Genomic DNA, 22694 nt, shown 5'->3' with positions numbered 1-22694 from the left:
AAAGGGAGCACACAAAATTTTTAGTTGAGAAAAGATTCATTAGATCTTGAAATCTCACAGGTTTAATAAAAAAGAATTATAAGTTTTAGGCCAAGGCCAGGAAAAGAAAAAATTAAATGAAAAGTATTAATCCAACCCAAACAACAGCCTGGAAAAAATTAGAAAAGCATTTTAACGAAGTGCAAAAATTGCAGCTTAAAGATCTTTTTAAAAAAGATTCTGAAAGGGCTTCTGCATTTACCATTGCCTGGGAGGATTTCTACCTGGATTACAGCAAAAACCGAATTACTAAAGAAACCCGTGATTTACTTCTCGAGCTTGCTGAAGAATGTGATTTAAAATCGGCAATAGACTCTTATTTTAATGGAGATGCGATTAATCAAACCGAAAATCGTGCTGTTCTACACACGGCCCTAAGAGCTCCCGCCGATGCAAAAATTACGCTAGACGGCGAAAACGTTGTGCCTGAAGTACAGGAGGCAAAAGAAAAGATTAAGAAATTTTCTGAAAAGATAATCAGCGGGGAGAAAAAAGGTTTCACTGGTAAAGCGTTTACCGATGTTGTAAATATTGGCATTGGAGGTTCAGATCTTGGCCCGGTGATGGTCACAGAATCACTTCAGTATTATCAAAACCATTTAAATGTTCATTATGTTTCCAATGTAGATGGTGATCACGTTCAAGAAATCCTAAAACATTTAAATCCTGAAACCACTTTATTTCTTGTAGTTTCCAAAACTTTTACCACCCAGGAGACACTTACAAACGCTACAACAATAAGAAACTGGTTTAGAAAAACAGCTCCCCAGGAAGCAGTTGCCGAGCATTTTGCGGCAGTTTCCAGCAATTTAAAAAATGTTGAAGAATTTGGTATTGCCATAGAAAATGTGTTCCCTATGTGGGATTGGGTTGGCGGTCGTTTTTCCCTATGGAGTGCGGTTGGACTTTCTATAAGCCTGGCGGTAGGTTATAATAATTTTGAAGCGCTATTAACTGGCGCCCATAAAATGGACGAACATTTTAAAACGTCAGATTTTAAAGAAAATATTCCGGTACAACTGGCTTTACTAAGTATTTGGTACAATAATTTTTTTAAAGCTGAAAGTGAAGCGGTAATTCCCTACACGCAATATTTGCACAGGCTTCCGGCATATTTGCAACAGGCAATTATGGAAAGCAATGGGAAAAGCGTAGATAGAAATGGGAATAAAGTAGATTATCAAACCGGAACCCTTATTTGGGGTGAGCCGGGAACCAATTCCCAACATGCTTTTTTTCAGTTAATTCACCAGGGAACCAAATTAATTCCCGCAGATTTTATAGGATATAAAACATCACTACATCAAGACCAGGATCATCATAATAAATTGATGGCAAATTTCTTTGCGCAAACTGAGGCCTTGCTTCAGGGGAAATCTAAAGTGGAAGTGAAGCAGGAGCTTGAGACCCAGGGATTGTCTAAAGATGCGGTTCGGAAGTTATCAGCATTTAAAGAATTTGACGGTAATAAACCTACGAATACACTGCTTGTAAACAAACTTACTCCTGAAAGTTTAGGGAAGCTTATCGCGATGTATGAGCATAAGATCTTTGTGCAGGGTGTGATTTGGAATATTTTTAGCTACGATCAATGGGGTGTAGAATTAGGTAAGCAACTTGCTAGCAATATTCTTGCTGAAATCGAAAATAAATCGATAAATAACCACGATTCTTCTACTAAAAGTCTTTTAGAATTCTTTTTAAAGTAAAAATAGACATTTTGTTAACAACCTGTGAAAATGAATAGTGAGCAGGAAATCAATTAGTTAAAAATTTGTTTTAGTTTTGCAGCGAACAAGGTGTTAAAGTTAAATTTCTTAACATTCCGGTAAACTCTGGGAAGTAGTATTTAGCTTCATTTGCATCGAAAATTAAACTCAAAACAAACAAATTTTAAACATGAGGAAATTATTACTTCTGGCCCTGTTTTTAACATCGGCTACGATTTTTGCTCAAGGAACTCTTACCGGTACGGTGATTGATTCTGAAATGGATGGACCCCTGCCAGGTGCAACTGTAATGGTAGAAGGAACAAACAATGGAACCACAACAGACTTTGATGGTAACTTTTCTTTGAATGTAAATTCAAATTCTGGAAAAGTAAAAGTTAGCTTCGTTGGGTACACAACAAAAACTTTAGATTTTAACCTTACCAATGGTACGCAGAATTTAGGTGAAATAGTCCTTAATGCTGATGCTGGAGCTTTAGAAGAAATTGTTATTACAAGTTTTTCTTTAGCAATAGATAGAAAAACGCCAGTTGCGGTTTCTACTATTAAAGCTGAAGAAATTGAATTGAAATTAGGTAACAAGGAATTCCCTGAAATCTTACAATCTACTCCTGGTATTTTTGTTCACAAACAAGGTGGTGGATTTGGTGATGCAGAACTTAGATTAAGAGGTTTTGATTCTGAAAATGTTGCGGTAATGATTAACGGTGTCCCTGTAAATGATATGGAAAACGGTAACGTTTACTGGAGTAACTGGGCAGGACTTTCTGATGTTACTCAAACTATGCAGGTACAAAGAGGTCTTGGAGCTTCTAAAGTAGCTGTACCTTCTATTGGAGGAACTATAAACATTGTTACAAAATCTACCGATTCTGAAGAAGGTGGAAGCATCTTTGCTACTACCGGTAATGATGGGTATCAAAAATATGGTGGAACGGTTTCTACAGGCTTGTTAGATAATGGTTTTGCTGCTACGGTTTCTTTATCTAAAACTACAGGTAATGGATATGTAGATGGAACTGAGTTTGAAGGTTATTCTTATTTTGTAAACCTTGCAAAAAGATTCAACGATAATCACGAATTGTCTTTTACAGCTTTTGGAGCGCCACAAAGACACGGGCAAAGAGAAACTTCTCATTTAATTGAAACTTTCCGTCAGAGTGAAAGAGGAAGAAAATTTAACGGGGATTGGGGTTATTTAAACGGTGAGGTTACTCACGTACAGGATAACTTCTACCACAAGCCCCAGATGTCTTTAAATCACTACTGGGATATTTCAGATAAGACTGAATTGTCTACAGCTTTGTATGCATCTTTCGGTACAGGTGGTGGCGGTGGCTACGATGGTGCTGCTAACTTAAGAAGTATTGATTCTCCATATAGAAATGGATACCTACAGCCTTTTAATTTAGACCTGGTAGTAGATGAAAACGTTGCAAACGGCGCTCTTGGTTCTGAAACCATTCTATATAATTCAAGAAATGACCATAACTGGTATGGTGCCCTTTCTACTTTAACTACAGAAATTACTGAGGATATCGATTTGTTAGCCGGTATAGATCTTAGGTACTATAAAGGAGAGCACTTCCAGGAAGTGAAAAATCTTCTAGGTGGTACTTACTGGTTAGATGATAGTGATGCGAACAACCCGGTAAATGTTGCACGAGTAGGAGATAAAATTAACTATCACAATGATGGTTTAGTACATTGGGAAGGTGGATTCCTTCAGGCAGAGTATTCTAAGAACGATCTTTCTGCATTTATTTCAGGTGCTGCTTCAAATACTTCTTATAAAAGAGTTGATTACTTTAACTATCTTGACTCTGATGATTTGCAGAAAACAGATTGGGTAAGCTTTTTTGCACCAAGTATAAAAGGTGGGGCAAACTATAACATTAACGACACACACAATGTTTTTGTAAATACTGGTTATTTTGAAAGAGCTCCTTTCTTTGACCAGGTTTTCCTAAACTTTGTTAACGATGTTAATGAGGATGCTGAAAATCAAAAGATATTTAGTGCCGAGATTGGTTACGGAATTAGAAGTTCAAAATTTAGAGCTAACCTTAACGTGTATAGAACAAGCTGGCAAGATAAGCCCTTTACACAAACTATTTTTGATACTGAATCAGGAGAAAATTACACTGCTAATATTCTTGGGGTTGATGCATTGCACCAGGGTATTGAATTCGATTTTAGCTATAAACCTATAGATAATCTTACTATTAATGGTATGGCTTCTATTGGAGACTGGAAATGGGATAGTAACGTACAGGATGTAATGATCTTTGATGAAGAGCAAAACCCAATTTTAGAAGAAGGTATAGATCTTTTCCTTAAAGATATCCCGGTAGGAGGTAGTGCGCAAAATACATTTGCTCTTGGTGGAGATTATGAAGTACTTGCTGGGACTACTATCCGTGCCAACTGGACATATATAGATAAATTATACACTCAATTTGATATACTTGGGGTAAGCTCAGGTGATGACTATAGCCCTTGGGAAATCCCATCTTATGGTTTGTTAGATGCAGGTCTTACTCACAAATTTGAATTTGGAGGTTTTGAAGCTACATTAAACAGTAACGTGAATAATGTGCTGGATACAGAATATGTAAGTTTCGGTTTTGATGGTTCTGGCTCTAATGCAGGAACTGCTTCAGTATGGTATGGGTTTGGACGCACCTATACGGTAGGAATGAAAATAAATTTTTAAAAATATAAAGATGAAAAATACTTTTTACCTTTTAATGCTTTTCATAGGGATTGCCATCACAGGTTGTGAGCCTATGGAGGACATCCATGACGACATTGATGAAAAAATCAGCAATATTCAGGCAGCCGAACAATATACTTTACAAGAGGAAGATTATGAATTTTTGGACCTGCCGGAAGATCAGTATGAATTTGATACAGAAGATGAGGCGCGCGAACTAATTCCTGTATTGTTATCAGAAGTTTACCCTGCTCTGGGCGAAAATTCTTCGGTAAATGTAACTTTTAATGTTTTCGACTCTATCAGGGTAGAGGAATATATGGTTACTGCCGATGATTACCCATCTGAAGATTATTTTTCAGGATTAGATGATATCCAGGATTTTCTTGATGTTAAATTTCCAAGGGCAGAAGAGGGAAAGTTTGTTGGGCTTACCTATAATACTGTTGCCAATGAGGAATCATTTACATTTAACGATTCACATTTTAATTTTGTAGTTGAGGAGCTTGAAGATATTTATCCGGCACAAACCGGTAATATGAACCAGCACGGGAATTTTGAAAGAAGGGAAGGTAATAATGCATACTGGAGCAACGAAATGATCCTTGAAGCAATCAATATTGTGCTCTTAGAGAATCAAGAAGGTGTAGAGGGACAAAAATACAATGTTTCTTATGATATCTATAATGGGAATCCAGGAACAGAAAGTATGACTGTTCAGTTTAATGGCAATGCTTACGTAAGCGTGGGCGGTACTGCTTATGAGCTAACTACCGATGATTACGATTTAGTAGGTGCAGAATTAAGTGAAACTTATTCAGGACCAGCAGGAAATACGGCACAGTACCACAGTTTTGATGTTGGTGAAGGCAGCGATAATTTTTGGAGCATGGATATGCTTTTAGAAGCTTTTAATATTGCGTTGATGGAAAACTATCCTGATGCTGTAGATGGTGATAAGTTTGAATTAACTTATGATGTTTACAGTGGTGGTGTTTCTACCAGGGTACAGGCGCTGGTTTTAGAAAACGGTTCTTATGTTGTGGATACCGAAGCTGCCGTATCAACTATTGAAGTAACAAATGTATTCGCCCTTACCAACGGGACCTGGGCTATGCCAATAACCCTGGAGGAAGACGATTATACTGAAATGGGACAAAGCTATCCAAACTTCGATGATGAAGAAGAATTGGCTTATAAACTTTCAACTTTTTTAGAACCTCAGTTTCCTTATGCAGTAGAAGGGTTTATGGTACCTGTAGCTTTTGATTTTTACAATGGTACTTCTACAAACACTGCCTATGGAATTTTCGTTTTCGAAGATGGGGAATTCAATTATGTCCCAAAAGTTGCTGAACGAAGCCTTCAGTTTGGGAATAATGGAACAGAGTGGGTGCCAGATAATACAATTAGATATACCTTAAGTGGTAGTGATTATGGTATTATTGCTTCAGTTTTGGAAGATCAGTATCCAACTCAAGTAGGTAGTATGGAACAATACAACAACTTTGATCGCAGGGAAGGAAATTCAGCTTTCTGGAGTGATGAAATGCTTGTGGAAGCAATGCAGGCACTTCTAAATGAAATTGCCCCAGATGCAGAAGTTGGTCAGCCGTATGTCTTAACATTCGATATCTACAATGGTACGAATACTACAGAATCATTAAGCCTTATTAAAGATGAAAGCGGGGCCTGGGTGGTTCCTAGTGATGAAGATGAAGAATAAATTTCAAGTTTCATAGTAAATAAAAAACCTCTTATCGATCTTAAAATCGGTAAGGGGGTTTTTATTTTAGTATAATAATTATGCTTAACCGTTTAAATAACAAAAGAGGTTTTTGTCTCCTGGGCAAAGTCTAAGGGTTAAACCAAAAAGTCTCAACTAAGAGGTAAAGTAACATTTTTAGTTAAATTCCTCCTTTTAGGCATCTTACAGATAAATAATTAATTACCTAATTTCAATTTTTAAAATTTATAAATGAAAAAGTTTCTTTTTTCTGCTTTGACCATTTTGCTTTTTGCAGGATGTAGTAGTGATGACGACAGTGTAAACCCGGAAATTCCCGAAATAAAAAACCCTGTTGCCGTAGCTGATGCGGTAACAACTTCAGAAAATCAGGAGTTAAAGATTTCAAAAGATTTTTTGCTGGAGAACGATGAGGTTGTAGACCATTCCCGTATTAGTTCTTTCGATTCAGAAACTGCTGAAGGGGGACAAATAAAAGATAACCGTGATGGTACTTTATCTTATTTTCCTGCTGAAGGTTTTGAAGGGGAAGACAGTTTTTCCTACGAGCTTTGTGTGCCCGCTAGTGAGGGCCGCTGTGCTTCAGCAGTAGTAACCATTAATGTTGGCGATGCCGGTGCGCCCGTTGCCCAAGACGATGCTTATGAAACTGATGAAGATGAAGTGCTGGTGATTCGCAACTATGGGGATAATGACGATATGATTGATAATGCCGAAATTTCTTCGGTTAATTCAGAAAGTCCTAATGCAACAGTAGAATTAGACGACGAAAATAACATAGTATATACCCCAGCTGAAAGTTTTTCGGGAGAAGATACTTTTACTTATACTATTTGTGATAAAGACGAAGAGCCCGAATGTGCCACGGCTACAATAACTATTAATGTAATAGATGAAGGTTCGCCGGTAGCCAATGATGATACTTTGGTGATAGATATGAACACTTCAGCATTTACCATTAATAGTTTGTTGAGTAACGATGAGGTTATAGACGATGCCGTAATTTCTTCAATAGATGATACCGATAGTCGCGGCACTATTGTTCTAAAGGAAGACGGAAGTATTTCTTATACTCCCGAGAGTGGTTATATGGGAGAAGATACTTTTACCTATTCCCTTTGTGATGACGACCAGCCTGATGCAACTTGTTCTACCGCTACGGTAACAGTAACGCTTGTAGACCCGGTTAGTTTTAATATTCCTTCAGAACTGGAAGATTATTATGATGGTCTTGCGATTTCCCAGAACGAAGATCTTAATTATAAGGTAGTATCAGACCTTACCAGAGAAATGCATACTACTATTCTTTCTTATGGCCAGCGTCACGAATATCTTTACAATGCCGATGAAGATTTGGAAAATGCTGACAATGTAATTCTTATGTATTCTGGAGAAAGCAGGTATTGGGAAGAGTATACATCTGGAAGTAATTCTTATTCACCTCAAACTTTTAATACAGAGCATGTTTTTCCGCAGTCACTTCTATCAAGTGAAGAGGCAAGAACAGATTTACATCACCTAAGAGTTGCAGATGCTGATGTAAATGAGCTGCGTTCTAACAACCCTTACACAGATGGTAGCGGAGACTACGAATCTGTAGACGATAGCGCGTTCTTCCCTGGCGATGAGTGGAAGGGAGATGTAGCACGTATGATCCTTTATTTAAATGTGCGATATAATGAAGATATCACCAAAGTTGGTAACGTAGAACTTTTCCTTAAATGGAATAGAGAAGATCCAGTATCAGCTTTTGAAATCCAGCGAAATAATGTAATTGAAGGGGCTCAGGGAAACCGTAACCCGTTTATTGATAATCCATACTTAATTAGTTTAATTTGGGGTGGTGAAGCTGCAGAAAATACCTGGGAATAATTTTATCTCAAAAAATGAAAGAAATAACCACCTCAATTCGGGGTGGTTTTTTGCGTTTTAAACTATTGAAATCAAAAATCTACTAACTCCACCGATAGGTAGAATATATCTAAAGGATAAAAGCCTCATGGGGCGTATCGAAAAATTTAATTTGAAAATAATAAATTAATTCATTTTTATTTCTCTGTTTTGGACTGATCTTTTTTTCTCTCGGCTTCTTTTTCAACAAATTTTTTATGTTGTACTTCCCCGCCAAAATCACTGGTTCTCTTGTAAATACTTTCAAAAACCTCTGCTTTGCCATAAAGCGTGATGACATCGTGGGGCAAAATTTTTGAATTTCCCGAAGGAGAACCCAAATAGTCTTCACCTTTTCTGTCTATTCCCAGTACAGTTATGCCTTCTTTTCTAAGATCTAATTCTATTAAAGTCTTATTGGCCAGCCAACTGTCTTTCTCTACCCGCATTTCACTTACATGGTAATTGTCGTGTAAGTGCAATACAGCGGCATAATCCTGTACATTTATATCGGTATATTTTTTTAGCATTTTGCTAATCAATTTTGACAGTCCGCGGTCTACCCAATCACTTCTAATGGCCCACCATAATATGGCAAGTCCTACCACAACTATAAGCAACCCATACAGCTTAGCTGCATTGCTATCTGGCAGCACAAAAGTTAGAATTAAAGAAGACATAGCGGTTACTATACCGGCATTACCTATAAGCATAAGGCTGTATATAATTTTTCTACGAACCGGGTGGTTCATTATTTTTTCAGTTTCAGAAGAAGTATAGCCTGAGCCGGTATATGCAGAACGAGCCTGGAACCTTGCGCTTTGGGTAGAAAGTCCCGTGTGAGCCAAAGCTATGGCCGCAACCCGTGTAATCAAGGCTGAAAGTGTGATAATAAAAAATAGCGTAACAGCGGCAATCATAAGAATTCATTTATATGACTATGTATCAATAAAAGATAAACTAATTTCTGTATTTTTTATATTATTTAGAAGTTTATGTTTTCTAATTGCTTGTTGCTATTTTTAAGTTCTCTGGCCCTGGCTTTTTTGCCGGATATGAGTGTTTTGTCTTTAAATTTAGAGGCTCCAAAAATTATAGGAATAAAATTAGGTTCCATAGCTAATGAAACCTAATTAATTGTTTTGAATCAATACAAAAACCTTAGAGCTACTGCACCGTACTTTTTACGAGTCTTATAAATTCTGCTCTGTAACCTTCCTTATCATTTCCACGACCTTTTTCGGCGAGTTCCAAAATCAATTCAGTATTATGATTTTTCACAAATTCTGAATCGGTTAATTTCATTCCATAAAGTGCTACAGCAGCAACAAACTTAAAATCGGTGCTGACTTCTTCAAAATCCTTTTCTGTATCCTGTACCGTCTTTGTAATAAGCTTGCTTTTTGCACCCTCTGGATCCTTATACCTGAATTTCACCGTAAATAACTCATCGCTATTATTTTTTATTTCGGTGTTAGTATACTTCAGTGAGTCTATTCCTTTTAAATATTCACTTTCCACTCCTACAGGAATTAATTCATAAAGAGCTGTAACGGTGTGGCCACTTCCAAGTTCGCCGGCGTCCTTTTCATCATCATTAAAATCTTCTGCATTCAGCAGTCGGTTTTCGTATCCAATTAAGCGGTAAGCTTGGATTTTTGCGGGATTGAATTCTACCTGGATTTTTACATCTTTGGCAATGGTGTGAAGTGTTCCGCCAAACTCGGTTCCCAGCACTCGTCTGGATTCCTGCATGCTATCTATATAAGCGTGGTTGCCATTCCCGGACTGGGCAAGGCTTTCCAGTTTTGAATCTTTATAATTCCCCATTCCAAAACCTAAAGCGGTTAAAAATACACCGCTTTCCCTTTTTTCTTCAATTAATTCCTTCATTGCGCTATCACTGCTGGCGCCAATATTAAAATCACCATCTGTTGCGAGAATCACCCTGTTGTTTCCCCCTTCAATAAAGTTCTCTTTTGCAATTTTATAAGCTAATTCTATGCCTTCACCTCCGGCTGTGGAACCTCCGGCATTTAGATTATTAATAGCTTCCAAAATCTTTATTTTTTCACTGCCCTGTGTGGATTCTAAAACTACCCCCGCAGCACCTGCGTAAACCACTATGGCTACTCGATCTTTTTCCCGTAACTGGTTAACCAGAATTTTAAAAGAAGATTTTAATAAAGGTAATTTGTTGGGGGAATTCATAGAGCCTGATACATCTAATAGGAATGTAAGATTAGATGCAGGGATATCTTCAGTAGGAATGTTTTTACCCTGCAACGCTATTTTGGCGAGTTTTGTCTGGTGGTTCCACGGAGATTTGGCTACCTCTGTATGTATCGCAAATGGATGTTCATCTTTAGGCCCCGCATAATCATAGTTGAAATAATTTACCATTTCTTCTATTTTAACGGCATCTTTTGGGATCTCCTGCCCATTGTTAATCATTCTCCTAATATTGCTGTAGGAAGCGCGGTCTACATCTATAGAAAAGGTAGAAAGTGGTGCGGTCTTAACACTTTTAAAAATATTCTCGTTTCGTTCTTTATAAGCTTCTTTGTTAGTTCTATTGTTATAGCCATAGCCAGTCTGTAAACTTGAAGTTCCTCGAATTCTTATCGTTTCTGAAACCGCAACTACTTCTTCGTCCAAAGAAACATTGTCTGGCTCTAAAGAGACGTTAATTACTTTCTTATCCTTTACCTTAATCTCTTTGGTTTTATAACCAATATAGCTGAATGTAAGAAGATCTCCTTTTTCAGCTTTAATGCTATAATTTCCATCGAAATCGGTTTGTGTCCCGGAATTTGTGCTCTTATTAAGGATGTTAACGCCGGGAAGTGGTGTAGAATTTTCATTGCTTACTGTTCCGGTTATTGTTTGTGCCGAAATCGAGTTGCAGAGAAATAGGCTTAAAATAAATAGTAAATTATACTTCATAAATTGAATTTATAGGTGTTGAAGAAGTCGATTTTTATTCCTGAACCTGGAAAATTATGGGTAGAGCATAGTTTACATTAACGGGCTTTCCGCGTTGTTTCCCTGGTTGCATTTTTGGTAAAGCTTTAATGAGGTTTTTAGCTTCTTCTTCAAGCTTAGGATGCGGTGCTCTTGCCTGAATATTTACAATTTCTCCTTCAGTATTTATTTGAAAAAGGATATTAATGCGGTTAACGCCTGATAGTCCTAATTCACTTCCTAACTCTTTATTAAAGTTTTTGTTCACGTAAGCGGTAATTTTTTCGCTCATACAGGTTTTTCTCGCTGCATTATCATTTAGCTGCTCACAACCGGGAAATATAGGCACATCTTCAATTAAGGTAAAGGGTACTGTTTCTGGTTCTTCATCGGGTTTATGATCAATTATTTCATCTGGTTCCACAATGTTGTCAAGGTTTATTTCGGTAGACTCAATTTCGTCTTCTTCAAGATCTGGATCATCTTTAATGATATCTATTGCATCTGGAATTACCGGAGGTTTAGGGGGCGGTGTGTTTACCAATTCAGTAATGGGAATTACTTCTTCTTCAGGAGCATCTAAATAAACCTGCTCTTCTTTAAATTCTTCCTTGTCATAGGTTTTCCATTCTATTAAAATTAAGCTGGCCAGCAAGGCTACAATAAGTCCGAATGATAAAAATAAGTTCGATTTTTTCCGAAGATCGGCTTTGACATTTTTCTTAGGTTTCATAAGATATTAGATTAATAGTTAGTAATTAAATATTTAAAAACTTAATAAAATGGTTGGTATTTTGAATAACTATCAATTAAAATGCCAAAATTCAGAAAAATACATATATTATATATGGTGTGAGAAAAAGTATAAGGCGTGAAATTATACCTGTTACAAACTTAAAAGTACAATGCAGCTGCATTTTTATAGAAAATCCTATCTTTACTAAAAATTTACTTTTATGTATCCAACTATACAATTCATACATTCTTATTGGGCTTATTTAGTATTAATAGTTTTATTCGTGGCCTCTATAAATTCAATTATTGGTTATGCTTCTAATAAAGAATATGGAGCGACTAATTTTAGGATTGCACTTTTCACACTTATCACCTCGCACATTCAGCTTTTAATAGGAATTGTTTTATATTTTGTATCTCCTTATTTTTCGGTACTTCTGGAAGAAGGAATGGGTACAGTAATGCCAGATCCAACACTAAGGCTTTACATTCTGGAACATCCACTAATGATGATTATTGCTCTAGCTCTAATTACTATTGGCTATTCAAAACATAAGAGTAAACTTACTTCAAAACCAAAATTTAAAATCCTTGCTATATTTTATACCCTTGGTTTATTAGTTATGTTATCTCGTATACCTTGGAACGCCTGGTTCTAAAAAAGGCGTAATAAATTTAAATTTTGATGGTTTTACTCTCCGGCATCGTGGGAGTTTAAAGAGACTTCCTTGACCAGGTAAATATATACCGGAAAATGGTCACTGTAGCCACCCTGGTAACCCGAATAACCATAACTTCGGAAAGGATAACCTTTATATTGGCCGTCTTCAGTGATGAGGTATTTCTTATTAAAGATTCCTGCTTTATAAAATTGAAACCTGGAATAATCTTTCCCAGTTAAAATTCCTGAAACCAGGATTTGATCAAATAAATTCCAGCCATCACGATACGCCAGTGTACCCATTCCTTTTTTCAACATACGCTCCATAGGATTATATAATTGATGCGGATTTAGATCCTTTAGATTTGCGGCTGTTTTTAGTATCTCTTTGAAACTTCTGTTGATAGGATCGTCATTAAAATCTCCCATACTTATTACCCTGGCTAAAGGTTCACGTTTAAATATAGAATCCAGGATAGTTTTATTAAGCTTTGTTCTAAGATGAATATGTCTTATATTTGTGTAAAACTATATAGATATGATACCTTCAGATTTCAGGGATTTTTTCGTTAATAGTCCAGCGACTGTTCAACAAGAGATAGTGGCTTCGTTGCTATCATTGTCTTTGCAAGAAAGTGAAGTAAAGGACAGCAACGAGGCAAAAGCAGTTACCTGTCCTCATTGCTCAGAAAAGCGTGTTCGTGCCAATGGCAAGCTCAAAGGCGTTCAACGCTATGTTTGCAATGGCTGTAAGAAGAATTTCAGTGAGACCACAGGTAAGTTTTGGTATAATATAAAAAAGAAAGAGAAGTTAAATCGGTATTTATACTGTTTGTTGTCGGGCTACAGTATCAGGAAAAGTGCAGAAGAGACGGAGATATCAATTCAAACGTCCTTTGATTGGAGACATAAATTGCTCACGTCATTTTCCAGTGTTTCGGTAGAAGAGTTTCAGGGCATAGTCGAAAGCGATGACCTGTTCTTTGCCTACTCAGAAAAAGGAGGACGTCATTTAGGTAGAAAACCGAAAATGCGAGGAGAAAAAGCAAGCAAAGCAGGCATAAGTGATGAAAAAGTAGCTGTAGTGGCAACTTGTGATAGATCTGGAAACAAAGACTTTAAAGTGGCCACAAGAGGTCGTATCAGTAAAGAGGATCTGAATAGAATACTTAAAGGGAAACTTGATAAAGCTGACGTACTCTGCAGCGACAGCCATAGAAGTTATGGTGCTTTTGCAAAAGCCAACACAATTGCCCATAAAAAGTTCAACACCTCAAAGGGACAGCGAACCGTAGATAAGGTGTACCATGTCCAGAATGTAAACAATATGGATATGAGATTGAGAAAGTTCATGGATTCTTTCAATGGGGTAGCTACAAAATACTTACAGAATTACTTGAATTGGTTCTTGGTACTTGAAAAAATCAAGAACTCAACCAGTAAAATGGCAACAGTTACAGCCATTGCCTTTGCTTCAAATAGCGCATGGTACGAGTACAAACAACAACTATTCAATATGCTAATTAGAACTTAGCCTTTTATTAAGGGTTGCTGCTTTTTCTCTTTTATAGCTGCTGGCTGCTTCACCGCCACTCCTGGATGGCCAATGGTTAATAATAAAATGAAGTTTCTCTCCATCTATTTCTCCACTCACTACCAATTGATCTCGGGTGTAAACACGCTTATCGGGTTCTTTACTGTTATAAATCAATAACTCGTGAGAAACCGAGTTTTCCAGTCTAAAAACATCTTTTCTATATAATAAGGCCACATCAATACCACGGCGATCGGGAGAGTCATAATGCACTATACCGTAGTTGTATGGTTTCAGTTTGGGTTCATTTATTAGATCTTCTAATACCTTCCGGTTTTCAATTTCACAAACACCTACAATTGCAGGAGGTTGTTGTGTGGTTTCAGAACCTATTTCAGCAATAACTCCAGCCAGTTTTTGCAGTTTATCGCGGTATTTTTCCTGGGTCCAGACATCGTCTCCTTCAGGCGTACGATCGTCATCAAAAGTGAACGGATTATTTTCTGTGTCAAATAGATTCTCAACATTATAAAATGCAATACTCACAATTTTATATTCTTTTTTTACCTGTGAGAAAACACTTTCAGTACTCAACAGAAATAAAAGATAAACGCATAAAAAGGGAAAAATACGGGTAATCATAATCTTACAAATTCTTTAAAATATTCACATAAAATACTGATTATTTGCTTCTTATAGCTAATTTATCTAAACTTATAATAAATATGGAAATAAAACTCGATGAAATTTTTCTTTTTTCTTCTCGTTGTGGGACTGGAATTCTCAGCCTCATTTGCCCAGGAAATTTCCCTGAGTGGAAAATTGGTAGATGCCCAAACCTATAAAGAATTATCCGGGGCTAAATTGCTTATTGAAGGAAGCGTTTTTGAAACAATTTCTAATGAAAACGGTGATTTCATTTTTACTTTAGAAGAGCTTCCGCTGGGAGAACAGGTTTTAAAAATTTCCCTTCCCAATTATAAAGAACTCAGGCTTCCGGTAGTTATTGAAGCCAAAACCAACAAAGATCTCGGGTTGATTCTTATGCAACCTATTTTAACAGAATATGCGAACCAAATAAGCACCATTAGCCTTTCAGATGCTGAACTGGATGATGATGAAGCGCATATTGATAATCTTTCTGGCCTTCTGCAGGCCTCGCGTGATGTTTTTCTTAACGCCGCTGCTTTCGATTTTAGTCAGACGTTCTTTAGACCACGGGGGCTAGACAGCGAACATGGAAAGGTTTTGATTAACGGTGTAGAAATGAATAAAACTTATACCGGCCGGCCGCAATGGAGTGCCTGGGGCGGGCTAAACGATGTGCAGCGAAACCAGGTTTTCTCTATGGGTTTAAGTCCGTCTCAGGTTAGTTTTGGAGGTTTGGCGGGCACTACAAATATCATTATGCGCGCTTCAAAATATGCTAAAGGAGGAAAGGCATCTATTGCCGCCGCCAACCGAAGTTATAACGGCCGGTTAATGGCCACTTATGGTTCCGGGGAATTAAATAATGGTTGGGCTTATGCAATTTCAGCTTCCCGAAGGTTTGCGAAAGAGGCCTATGTGGAAGGCACTTTATACGATGCAAATGGATTTTTTCTTTCTGTTGAAAAAACCTTTAGTGAAAAGCATAGTCTAAACTTTACCGGCTTTTATACGCCAAATATCCGCGGAAAATCATCTCCAAATACGGCGGAAGTCTTTGAGTTAAAAGGAAGAAAATACAATGCTTATTGGGGCTATCAGGATGGGAAATTGAGAAATTCCCGAATAAGGGAGATTAAAGAACCAATATTAATGCTGAATCACTTTTGGAAGTTTTCAGAAAAAGTAAGTATTAGTAATAATTTCGCTTTTCAATTTGGAAAAACAGGAAATTCCAGGATTGATTTCGGAGGAACCCGAATGGCTGAAATTAATGATCAGAATAGTTATGTGGGTGGTGGCACGAATCCAGATCCAACCTACTATCAAAAACTACCCAGCTATTATTTGCGCTTTGCAGACAATCCAAATTATGAAGCGGCTTATCTCGCCCAACAGGATTTCAAAGAAAAGGGGCAATTAAACTGGCAGCAGCTATACAATGCTAATAATGCAGCGGGCTATACGGTTTATGCCTTAGCCGAAGACCGCAACGACGACCTCAAATTTGATTTGAATTCCATCGTTTCAGCCAAAATTAATGACAATATAGATCTGGATGGAAAGTTGGCATTTTCCTATTTAAACTCTCATAATTTTGCTTCCATTAAAGATATGCTGGGAGGAAATACTTATCTCGATATCGATTTTTTTGCTGAAGGCGATGAGGAAACTTCCCTGGAACAAAGAGCGCAGAGTGATTTGCGAAATCCAAATAGAAGTGTTTCAGAAAATGAGCCTTACAAATATAATTTTCGGCTATATGCCAACACCATCAAAACTTTTGGCCAGGTGAATTTCGATTACGACAGACTTGATTTTTATTCCGGAATTACTGCTTCTCAAACGGCTTATCATAGAGACGGATTATTTCAAAATGGAAATTATCTCGATAACTCTCTCGGGAAAAGCGAGCAATTAAATTTCACCGATTTTGGAGGAAAAATTGGAGCAAATTATAAGTTAACCGCAAAACATTTATTGGGTTTTAATGCAGCCTGGTTTACTAAACCGCCGAACCTGCGAAATTCCTTTTCTAATTCCCGCCAGAATAATGAAGTAGTAATTGGACTTACAAGTGAGCAAATTCAAAATGTAGATTTAAGTTACCGGTATAGGTCTTCAAATATTAAAGCCAGGTTTTCGGCATATTATACCCAAATTAAAGATGCTACCGAAATCTCTTTTTATTATGCCGATGGCCTTTCAGGCTTGGGTAGAAATAGTACTACTGCTTTTGTTCAGGAGGTTTTAAGTGGAATCGATAAACAACATCTTGGGGTGGAAATGGGAATTGAAGCGCAATTAACTTCCGCCATAAAAATAAAAGCCGCTGCAGCATTGGGGCAATTCACCTATAACAATAACCCAGAACTCTATTTAACTTCCGACGATTTTAACGAGATAGTAGATTATGGAACTTCTTATCTTGAAAATTATCGAATAGCCGGTGGTCCGCAAAGGGCGGCTCAAATTGGGTTTGAATATCGAGATCCCGATTACTGGTGGTTTGGAACTACGCTAAATTTTTTCTCCCAGGCTTTTTTAGACATTAGTCCGTTGACCAGAACTTCAAATTTTCGCAGCGATACCGATGGCTTGCCTATTCTTGATTATGATGAGAGTACTGCCGCAAAACTTCTAAAACAGGAACAATTTCAAGATTATATGCTGGTAAATGCTATTGGCGGTAAGTCCTGGTTAGTAAAAGGTAAGTTTATCGGTTTTTTTATTAGCCTCAATAATATTTTTGATAAACTCTATAAAACCGGCGGTTTTAAACAGTCCCGAAATGCTAACTACCGCACCCTTAAACACGATCGAGAGAGGGAAACCCCCATTTTTGGTCCTAAATACTGGTATGGCACCGGAGCTTCCTATTTTGCTATGGTTTATGTTAGATTTTAAAACAAACTCAATGAAAAATTTCAACGTATTACTAATCCTAATTTCAGGCTGTTTGGTATTAAATTCCTGTGTGAAAACTGAAGATTTTCAGCTGCCTGAATCTAAATATCAAGAGATAAATATTGAAGGAGATATTACGGGTATTTCAGCGGTTAAAAGCAATTTTAATCCTGAAACTGAAGAAATCTATGTTTTTTCTGAAACCAATACTTTAATGGAGGCCTATGTGGTCTCCAGCGATGAGGGCGGAAATTTTTATAAAGAACTCGTGTTACAGGATAAACCCGAAAACCCAACAGCGGGAATATTGCTTCTGGTGGATGATAATTCACTTTTTGAAACTTATAATTTCGGTAGAAAAATCTATGTGAAGTTAGACGGGCTCGCATTATGGTCTAATAACGGGGTGCACCAATTAGGAGTTCGAAATAGGGGAGACGTGGTAGCCATCCCCCCTTCCAGGATAGACGATCATATAATTAGAACTATGGAAGCCGCTGAAATTGTTCCACTACAATTAGAAATTTCAGAATTTAATGAAAGGCACGAAAACTTATTTATTGAAGTTAAAAATGTCCAGTTCAATCGAAACCTGCTTAGGGAACAACATCATTATACTTTTGCGGGAGAAGTTACCGATGAATATGATGGAGAGCGGCAGTTGGAGAGTTGTAGTACCGGCGCCAGTGCGATGTTAAGCACCAGTACTTTTTCAGGGTTTAAATCTTTGTATTTACCTCAAAATTCAGGAAGTGTAAAAGGCGTTTTAAGTCGTAATTTTTACGACGACTATTTTGTGATCGCGGTAAATTCTCCAGACGATTTCAACTTTGATGGAGAACGTTGTGATCCCGACTTTTTAAACTGCGGAAATAATAATGATAGAGGCAGTATCGTAATATTTGAAGAAGACTTTACTGGAATCACAAGCCAAACCGCATTGAAAGAAAAAGGTTGGACAAACTTAAATGTAAACGGCGGCAAAGCATTTGAACCGGGAACTTTTGATGGTAACCGGTATATTAGGGTTTCAGCATTTAATACTGAAGAAGCACCTATGGAAGCCTGGCTGGTAAGTCCATCCATAGATTTAGATAGTACTTCAGGAGCACTATTATCTTTTGAGATTATGTCTTCTTACGATAACGCAACCATCCTAAGTGTATTAGTTACTGAAGAATTTACCGGAAATGTACTAACCACAAACTGGACTCCTTTAGACGCTGTAATCCCTATTGGCCCTACTAATCAATACGGAAAACGCTTCGAGAAAAGTGAAATAGATATTTCCTGTTTAAAAGGTGATATTCGTTTTGCCTTTAGATATTTAGGGGCTGCCCCAGATAAAAGCACGACTTATGATATTGATAACATACGCGTAAGCGGGAATTGAGTAAATTGGAATACTATTTTAAAACTGTAGAATGAAGCAAACTTTACTCGATAATCGAGATTCAAATGCTCCGAGGCTTGCCTCGAATCAAAATATTTTTCTTTTAAAATGCCTCGTGGGCTTGCCCCGAGGTAGTTTACTCTTTCTTTTTCTATTTTCTACATCTTTAGGTTTTGCTCAACATTCCCAGGATTTTGCCGGGAATTGGTTTTGGCAATCTCCAGACGGACAAAACTCTATGGAGTTGGAGCTGGAGTATGAAAGCCAGGGAAGTATAAAAGGGAATCACTGTGTGATCTTCTCCCAGGGAGAAAATACCGATTGTAAAAGAAAGAATGGAAATGCTTTCACCCTTAATCTTGTGAAAATTGCAGAAGGAGTTTACGATGGCACTATAGAAAGTGCTGTGAGTTTTACTTCAGGAAAAATACGTTTGCAGTATATAGACAGCGAAAAAGCCATCCGGTTTTATCTAAAAGAAGTTCCTCCCGGAGAATTCTATATGCCCAAGGAGGCTTTTTTAGTGAGATGATTTTGAAATATAATAGTTTTAGACAACTATTTTTGATAAGCTTCACTATATGGTGACCAGATTTCATAAATAGGATCGCCTTTAGAACTTTTTCCTTTATGATGCCAATTGCCATCTTTTACTTCATATTGAAATTCCAAACTGGCGCCTACACGGCTGGCATCTCTGGAAAAGAATTCAATGTTCTCAGTATATGTGCCGTTTTCTGCAGAATAAGTTCCTCCGCCGGTTCCGTTAAATTCTTTGGTAGCCGAATTAAAAGCAATCCATTGAAATCTACCGCCGCTTAGAATTTTCGCCGTGCGCCTGTCGCCGGGTGTCATCGTATTCATTTCGTCTTTTCTCTCACGACCTGTTATTACCCAGGTACCGGTTAGCGCATCAGATTTGTCTGAAACCCGTTCCCATACTTTTGTAGTAATTCCGTCAGAGATTTCCATCTTGTTTTCCCCTTCCCAGGAAATATTATATTCATGCTCAGTCCCGATGTTTTCAGCATTATAGGTGTCAAAATCCCTTATTTCGGTAAGGGTTTCATCTTCCAGGCTAAGTTCTCCTCCTGCGGCGCCTAAAAATTTATCGTCGCTTAAATTTTTGGAACCCAATGCAAAATAACCATCCTGAACTATTTTAATCACTTCACGGTCATTAACAGCTTTACCATCTTTTTGGGTTAATTTCCAGGCTCCATCCAGTTCCTGAGCTGTCATTATTCCGAAGAAAAAAAGCAAGGGTAATAAGATTAGTTTTTTCATTTCAGTAAATTTTGATTCCCTCTAATTTACTAAAAAAACATATCGGTTTGTGAAGATTCTAGGTCGTGACCCTGAATTTATTCCAGGGTTTAAGTATTTAGCTATTATAGCAAAATAGAACCTAAAATTAATTCAGTTTGAAGTAACAAAGTTCTTTTTCTTATTTTTCTTCTCCGTATTTATCGTATTCCGGATAAAGGAAACTGTTGTAAGGAAAACGAGTTACATGAATTTCACGAACTGCTTCGTAAACTTTTCTTCTAAAATCTTCCATATTTTCTTTATTCAAAGCTGAGATGAACAACACATTATCTCCCATTTTGTTCATCCAGGTTTGCTTCCACTCTTTTAAAGTGTAGTGTGCTTCGGTTCTTTCGGTCATTAAATCGTCATCTTCAATTTCTTCAGCTTCGTATTGATCTATTTTATTGAAAACCATTATAGTTGGCTTATCATTGCTTTTAATCTCACTCATAATCTGGTTTACAGATTCTATATGATCTTCAAAATTGGGATGAGAAATATCTACCACATGTAGTAGTAAATCGGCCTCTCTAACTTCATCTAAGGTAGATTTAAAAGACTCTACCAATTGTGTAGGTAGCTTCCTTATAAATCCTACTGTATCGGTTAATAGGAATGGTAAATTGCGAATTACTACTTTTCTAACCGTAGTATCTAAAGTTGCAAAAAGTTTATTTTCGGCAAAGACCTGGCTTTTACTAATGGTATTCATTAAAGTAGATTTTCCCACATTGGTATAACCTACAAGAGCTACTCTAACCAATTGCCCGCGATTGCCACGCTGCACTTCCATTTGTTTGTCTATGGTTTCGAGTTTTTTCTTTAAAAGCGAAATTTTATCTCTAACGATCCTACGGTCAGTTTCAATTTCTGTCTCCCCGGGACCACGCATTCCAATACCTCCACGTTGGCGTTCAAGGTGAGTCCACATACCCGCCAATCTGGGGAGTAAATATTCATATTGTGCCAGTTCTACCTGTGTCCTGGCGTAACTGGTTTGTGCTCTTTGTGCAAAAATATCGAGAATAAGCGTAGTCCTATCCAGGACTTTACACTTTAGGATCTTTTCTATATTTTTTTGCTGTGCAGGAGAAAGTTCATCATCAAAAATAGCGGTACCTACATCATTTTCATCAACGAATTCTTTTAATTCGTTCATCTTCCCGGTCCCGATAAAAGTTTTGGGATTAGCTCTATCCATATTCTGGCTAAAACGCTTAATCACTTCCCCACCGGCGGTGTAGGTAAGGAATTCTAGTTCGTCCAGGTATTCTTTTAATTTATCTTGCCCCTGCTCTTTGGTAACGATACCAATTAGAACAGCTTTTTCGTGGGTTAGGTCGGTTTTTTCAATCATAACTACAAAGTTACATAATAGATTGCTACTGCGATTTTTGCTGAATTCATTTCAACATATATTTAACTAAAAAACTCATAAAATAAAAAACCTGCCGGTAATTGGCAGGTTGTATGTAATTTATTGATTCTGAAACGAGCTCAGCTCGCCGTTCTTAAATTGAACTAAAAGCCATAATTAATTCCCAGTCCGAATACTTCTCTTATTTGAAATCCTTTTACAGCATTATCATCATAAATAGCCTGGAAAATAAGATTGGTAGAAAGATAATCGTTAATTTTCATTTTCACGTTCATAGTATAATCTATATCTACATTCTGCGGATCTTCAAGGTAATTGGAGTAAAGGTTAATTAAGTTCTCCATCTTTACATTTTCAAGAATGTCAAATTTTGCATATCCTGAAACCGAGGCCCCAAGCTCAAAGCGCATCGCTTTATTGGCATCTACACCAAAATAATCTCCATCTACATAACCTGGTCCTGATGTGAATTCTTTATCTACGAAAACCATTCTGCCTGTAGCCGGTGCAATATTTACATAGAAATTTTCACTTTTTTTCCACATCATCCCAGGGCCAAATTGAAGGTATGCAGGAGATAAAAAGTTAGTATACTCTGTTCGGGTAGTCTGACCGGTTTCAGCATCTTCCCCAAACTTATACCCTTTAGTAATTTGTGTTCTGAAATTAAGAAAAAGGGAATAAAACCAGTTTGAATCCTGTACTTGTTTCCCTGCGATTGAATTAAACTCTAATCGGTCACTTGTTTTTCTTGCAAACTCGTCGCTGCGTTGTTTTGTCATTCCGTAATCAAGAAGGAATTTATTATCCCAGGTAAAATCATCTTTCAAATAATTAAAATCGTAATTAAAAAGAAGATTTCCTGCAATATTGGATGTTCCTCCGCCGGTCCATTCTTCATTAAAAGCCGACTGATTAAAAAGTAACGAAATGTTTCCTTCTTTAGTCCATCCTTGTTTTTGTTCTTCCTCTTCTTCCTGGGCATTAACGCTAAAAACCCCGCTGATCAAAGCGAGGGCAAGTACTAATTTTTTCATTATT

17 protein-coding genes are annotated in these 22694 nt (G+C 37.2%); 9 read left to right on the top strand and 8 right to left on the bottom strand.

The window, feature by feature from the left end:
• The first annotated feature begins 116 nt into the window (after positions 1-116).
• The 4 genes from pgi (at position 117) to B5488_RS10715 (ending at position 8104) form a co-directional block, all read left to right on the top strand.
• The gene (gene pgi / locus B5488_RS10730) at positions 117-1748 is read left to right on the top strand and encodes a glucose-6-phosphate isomerase (RefSeq protein WP_079735258.1); all 1632 of its coding nucleotides are present in this window, start codon (positions 117-119) and stop codon (positions 1746-1748) included.
• Positions 1749-1938: 190 nt separating this feature from the next.
• Positions 1939-4485 carry a TonB-dependent receptor gene (locus B5488_RS10725; RefSeq protein WP_079735257.1) on the top strand — a complete coding sequence of 849 codons (2547 nt, stop codon included), beginning with the start codon at positions 1939-1941 and terminating at the stop codon, positions 4483-4485.
• A 10-nt stretch (positions 4486-4495) separates the two neighbouring features.
• Entirely contained in the window at positions 4496-6211 is a 1716-nt protein-coding gene (locus B5488_RS10720; RefSeq protein ID WP_079735256.1) for a hypothetical protein, read from the top strand.
• 252 nt (positions 6212-6463) lie between these two features.
• Positions 6464-8104, top strand: coding sequence for an Ig-like domain-containing protein (locus B5488_RS10715; RefSeq protein WP_079735255.1), 1641 nt, complete (start codon positions 6464-6466; stop codon positions 8102-8104).
• Positions 8105-8280: 176 nt separating this feature from the next.
• Here B5488_RS10715 and B5488_RS10710 read toward each other — a convergent pair whose 3' ends face one another.
• From B5488_RS10710 to B5488_RS10700, 3 genes are all read right to left on the bottom strand, one after another.
• The gene (locus B5488_RS10710) at positions 8281-9042 is read right to left on the bottom strand and encodes a TrkA C-terminal domain-containing protein (RefSeq protein ID WP_079735254.1); all 762 of its coding nucleotides are present in this window, start codon (positions 9040-9042) and stop codon (positions 8281-8283) included.
• 247 nt (positions 9043-9289) lie between these two features.
• Positions 9290-11068 (bottom strand): vWA domain-containing protein, encoded by a 1779-nt coding sequence (locus B5488_RS10705; RefSeq protein WP_079735253.1) that lies wholly within the window; start codon positions 11066-11068, stop codon positions 9290-9292.
• Between the two features lie 34 nt (positions 11069-11102).
• Positions 11103-11819 (bottom strand): energy transducer TonB, encoded by a 717-nt coding sequence (locus tag B5488_RS10700; RefSeq protein ID WP_079735252.1) that lies wholly within the window; start codon positions 11817-11819, stop codon positions 11103-11105.
• 223 nt (positions 11820-12042) lie between these two features.
• On the opposite strand from B5488_RS10700, the gene B5488_RS10695 reads away from it, so the two are divergent.
• A complete protein-coding gene (locus B5488_RS10695) occupies positions 12043-12480 on the top strand; it encodes a hypothetical protein (protein ID WP_079735251.1) in 438 nt (145 codons plus the stop codon).
• Positions 12481-12512: 32 nt separating this feature from the next.
• Here the strand turns inward: B5488_RS10695 and B5488_RS10690 are convergent, their stop codons facing one another.
• Entirely contained in the window at positions 12513-12989 is a 477-nt protein-coding gene (locus tag B5488_RS10690; protein ID WP_317041985.1) for an endonuclease/exonuclease/phosphatase family protein, read from the bottom strand.
• A gap of 31 nt (positions 12990-13020) precedes the next feature.
• Here B5488_RS10690 and B5488_RS10685 point away from each other — a divergent pair, with 31 nt between their 5' ends.
• The gene (locus B5488_RS10685; RefSeq protein ID WP_079733415.1) at positions 13021-14016 is read left to right on the top strand and encodes an IS1595 family transposase; all 996 of its coding nucleotides are present in this window, start codon (positions 13021-13023) and stop codon (positions 14014-14016) included.
• Here the strand turns inward: B5488_RS10685 and B5488_RS10680 are convergent.
• Complete coding sequence (locus B5488_RS10680; protein ID WP_146128731.1) at positions 14002-14562, bottom strand: endonuclease/exonuclease/phosphatase family protein; 561 nt, start codon at positions 14560-14562, stop codon at positions 14002-14004. The two genes, B5488_RS10685 and B5488_RS10680, sit on opposite strands and share 15 nt — an antisense overlap.
• A 195-nt stretch (positions 14563-14757) precedes the next feature.
• Between B5488_RS10680 and B5488_RS10675 the strand changes: the two genes are divergently transcribed.
• The 3 genes from B5488_RS10675 to B5488_RS10665 are packed head-to-tail and all read left to right on the top strand — an operon-like array spanning position 14758 to position 19496.
• Positions 14758-17571, top strand: coding sequence for a carboxypeptidase-like regulatory domain-containing protein (locus B5488_RS10675; protein ID WP_079735248.1), 2814 nt, complete (start codon positions 14758-14760; stop codon positions 17569-17571).
• 10 nt (positions 17572-17581) lie between these two features.
• The gene (locus tag B5488_RS10670; protein ID WP_079736588.1) at positions 17582-18964 is read left to right on the top strand and encodes a DUF5689 domain-containing protein; all 1383 of its coding nucleotides are present in this window, start codon (positions 17582-17584) and stop codon (positions 18962-18964) included.
• A gap of 31 nt (positions 18965-18995) precedes the next feature.
• A complete protein-coding gene (locus B5488_RS10665; RefSeq protein ID WP_079735247.1) occupies positions 18996-19496 on the top strand; it encodes a hypothetical protein in 501 nt (166 codons plus the stop codon).
• Between the two features lie 26 nt (positions 19497-19522).
• On the opposite strand, the gene B5488_RS10660 is transcribed toward B5488_RS10665, so the two are convergent.
• From B5488_RS10660 to B5488_RS10650, 3 genes are all read right to left on the bottom strand, one after another.
• On the bottom strand, positions 19523-20251 hold the full coding sequence (locus tag B5488_RS10660; protein WP_079735246.1) for a hypothetical protein: 729 nt from the start codon (positions 20249-20251) through the stop codon (positions 19523-19525).
• A gap of 160 nt (positions 20252-20411) precedes the next feature.
• Positions 20412-21632, bottom strand: a complete 1221-nt coding sequence (hflX, locus tag B5488_RS10655) for a GTPase HflX (RefSeq protein ID WP_079735245.1) — start codon at positions 21630-21632, stop codon at positions 20412-20414.
• Positions 21633-21796: 164 nt separating this feature from the next.
• Entirely contained in the window at positions 21797-22690 is an 894-nt protein-coding gene (locus B5488_RS10650) for a DUF3078 domain-containing protein (protein WP_079735244.1), read from the bottom strand.
• Positions 22691-22694 lie beyond the last annotated feature (4 nt).

The organism is Salegentibacter salegens (assembly GCF_900142975.1).
Lineage (GTDB): Bacteria > Bacteroidota > Bacteroidia > Flavobacteriales > Flavobacteriaceae > Salegentibacter > Salegentibacter salegens.
Note: the sequence above shows the minus strand (reverse complement) of the source record. Positions and strands in the feature narration are given on the sequence as shown.

Coding starts and splice junctions, on each gene's coding strand:
- B5488_RS10725 (WP_079735257.1), top strand. CDS start 1,939: ATGAGGAAATTATTACTTCTGGCCCTGTTTTTAACATCGGCTACGATT.
- B5488_RS10660 (WP_079735246.1), bottom strand. CDS start 20,251: ATGAAAAAACTAATCTTATTACCCTTGCTTTTTTTCTTCGGAATAATG.
- B5488_RS10700 (WP_079735252.1), bottom strand. CDS start 11,819: ATGAAACCTAAGAAAAATGTCAAAGCCGATCTTCGGAAAAAATCGAAC.
- B5488_RS10685 (WP_079733415.1), top strand. CDS start 13,021: ATGATACCTTCAGATTTCAGGGATTTTTTCGTTAATAGTCCAGCGACT.
- B5488_RS10705 (WP_079735253.1), bottom strand. CDS start 11,068: ATGAAGTATAATTTACTATTTATTTTAAGCCTATTTCTCTGCAACTCG.
- B5488_RS10720 (WP_079735256.1), top strand. CDS start 4,496: ATGAAAAATACTTTTTACCTTTTAATGCTTTTCATAGGGATTGCCATC.
- B5488_RS10650 (WP_079735244.1), bottom strand. CDS start 22,690: ATGAAAAAATTAGTACTTGCCCTCGCTTTGATCAGCGGGGTTTTTAGC.
- pgi (WP_079735258.1), top strand. CDS start 117: ATGAAAAGTATTAATCCAACCCAAACAACAGCCTGGAAAAAATTAGAA.
- B5488_RS10675 (WP_079735248.1), top strand. CDS start 14,758: ATGAAATTTTTCTTTTTTCTTCTCGTTGTGGGACTGGAATTCTCAGCC.
- B5488_RS10695 (WP_079735251.1), top strand. CDS start 12,043: ATGTATCCAACTATACAATTCATACATTCTTATTGGGCTTATTTAGTA.
- B5488_RS10670 (WP_079736588.1), top strand. CDS start 17,582: ATGAAAAATTTCAACGTATTACTAATCCTAATTTCAGGCTGTTTGGTA.
- B5488_RS10710 (WP_079735254.1), bottom strand. CDS start 9,042: ATGATTGCCGCTGTTACGCTATTTTTTATTATCACACTTTCAGCCTTG.
- B5488_RS10665 (WP_079735247.1), top strand. CDS start 18,996: ATGAAGCAAACTTTACTCGATAATCGAGATTCAAATGCTCCGAGGCTT.
- hflX (WP_079735245.1), bottom strand. CDS start 21,632: ATGATTGAAAAAACCGACCTAACCCACGAAAAAGCTGTTCTAATTGGT.
- B5488_RS10715 (WP_079735255.1), top strand. CDS start 6,464: ATGAAAAAGTTTCTTTTTTCTGCTTTGACCATTTTGCTTTTTGCAGGA.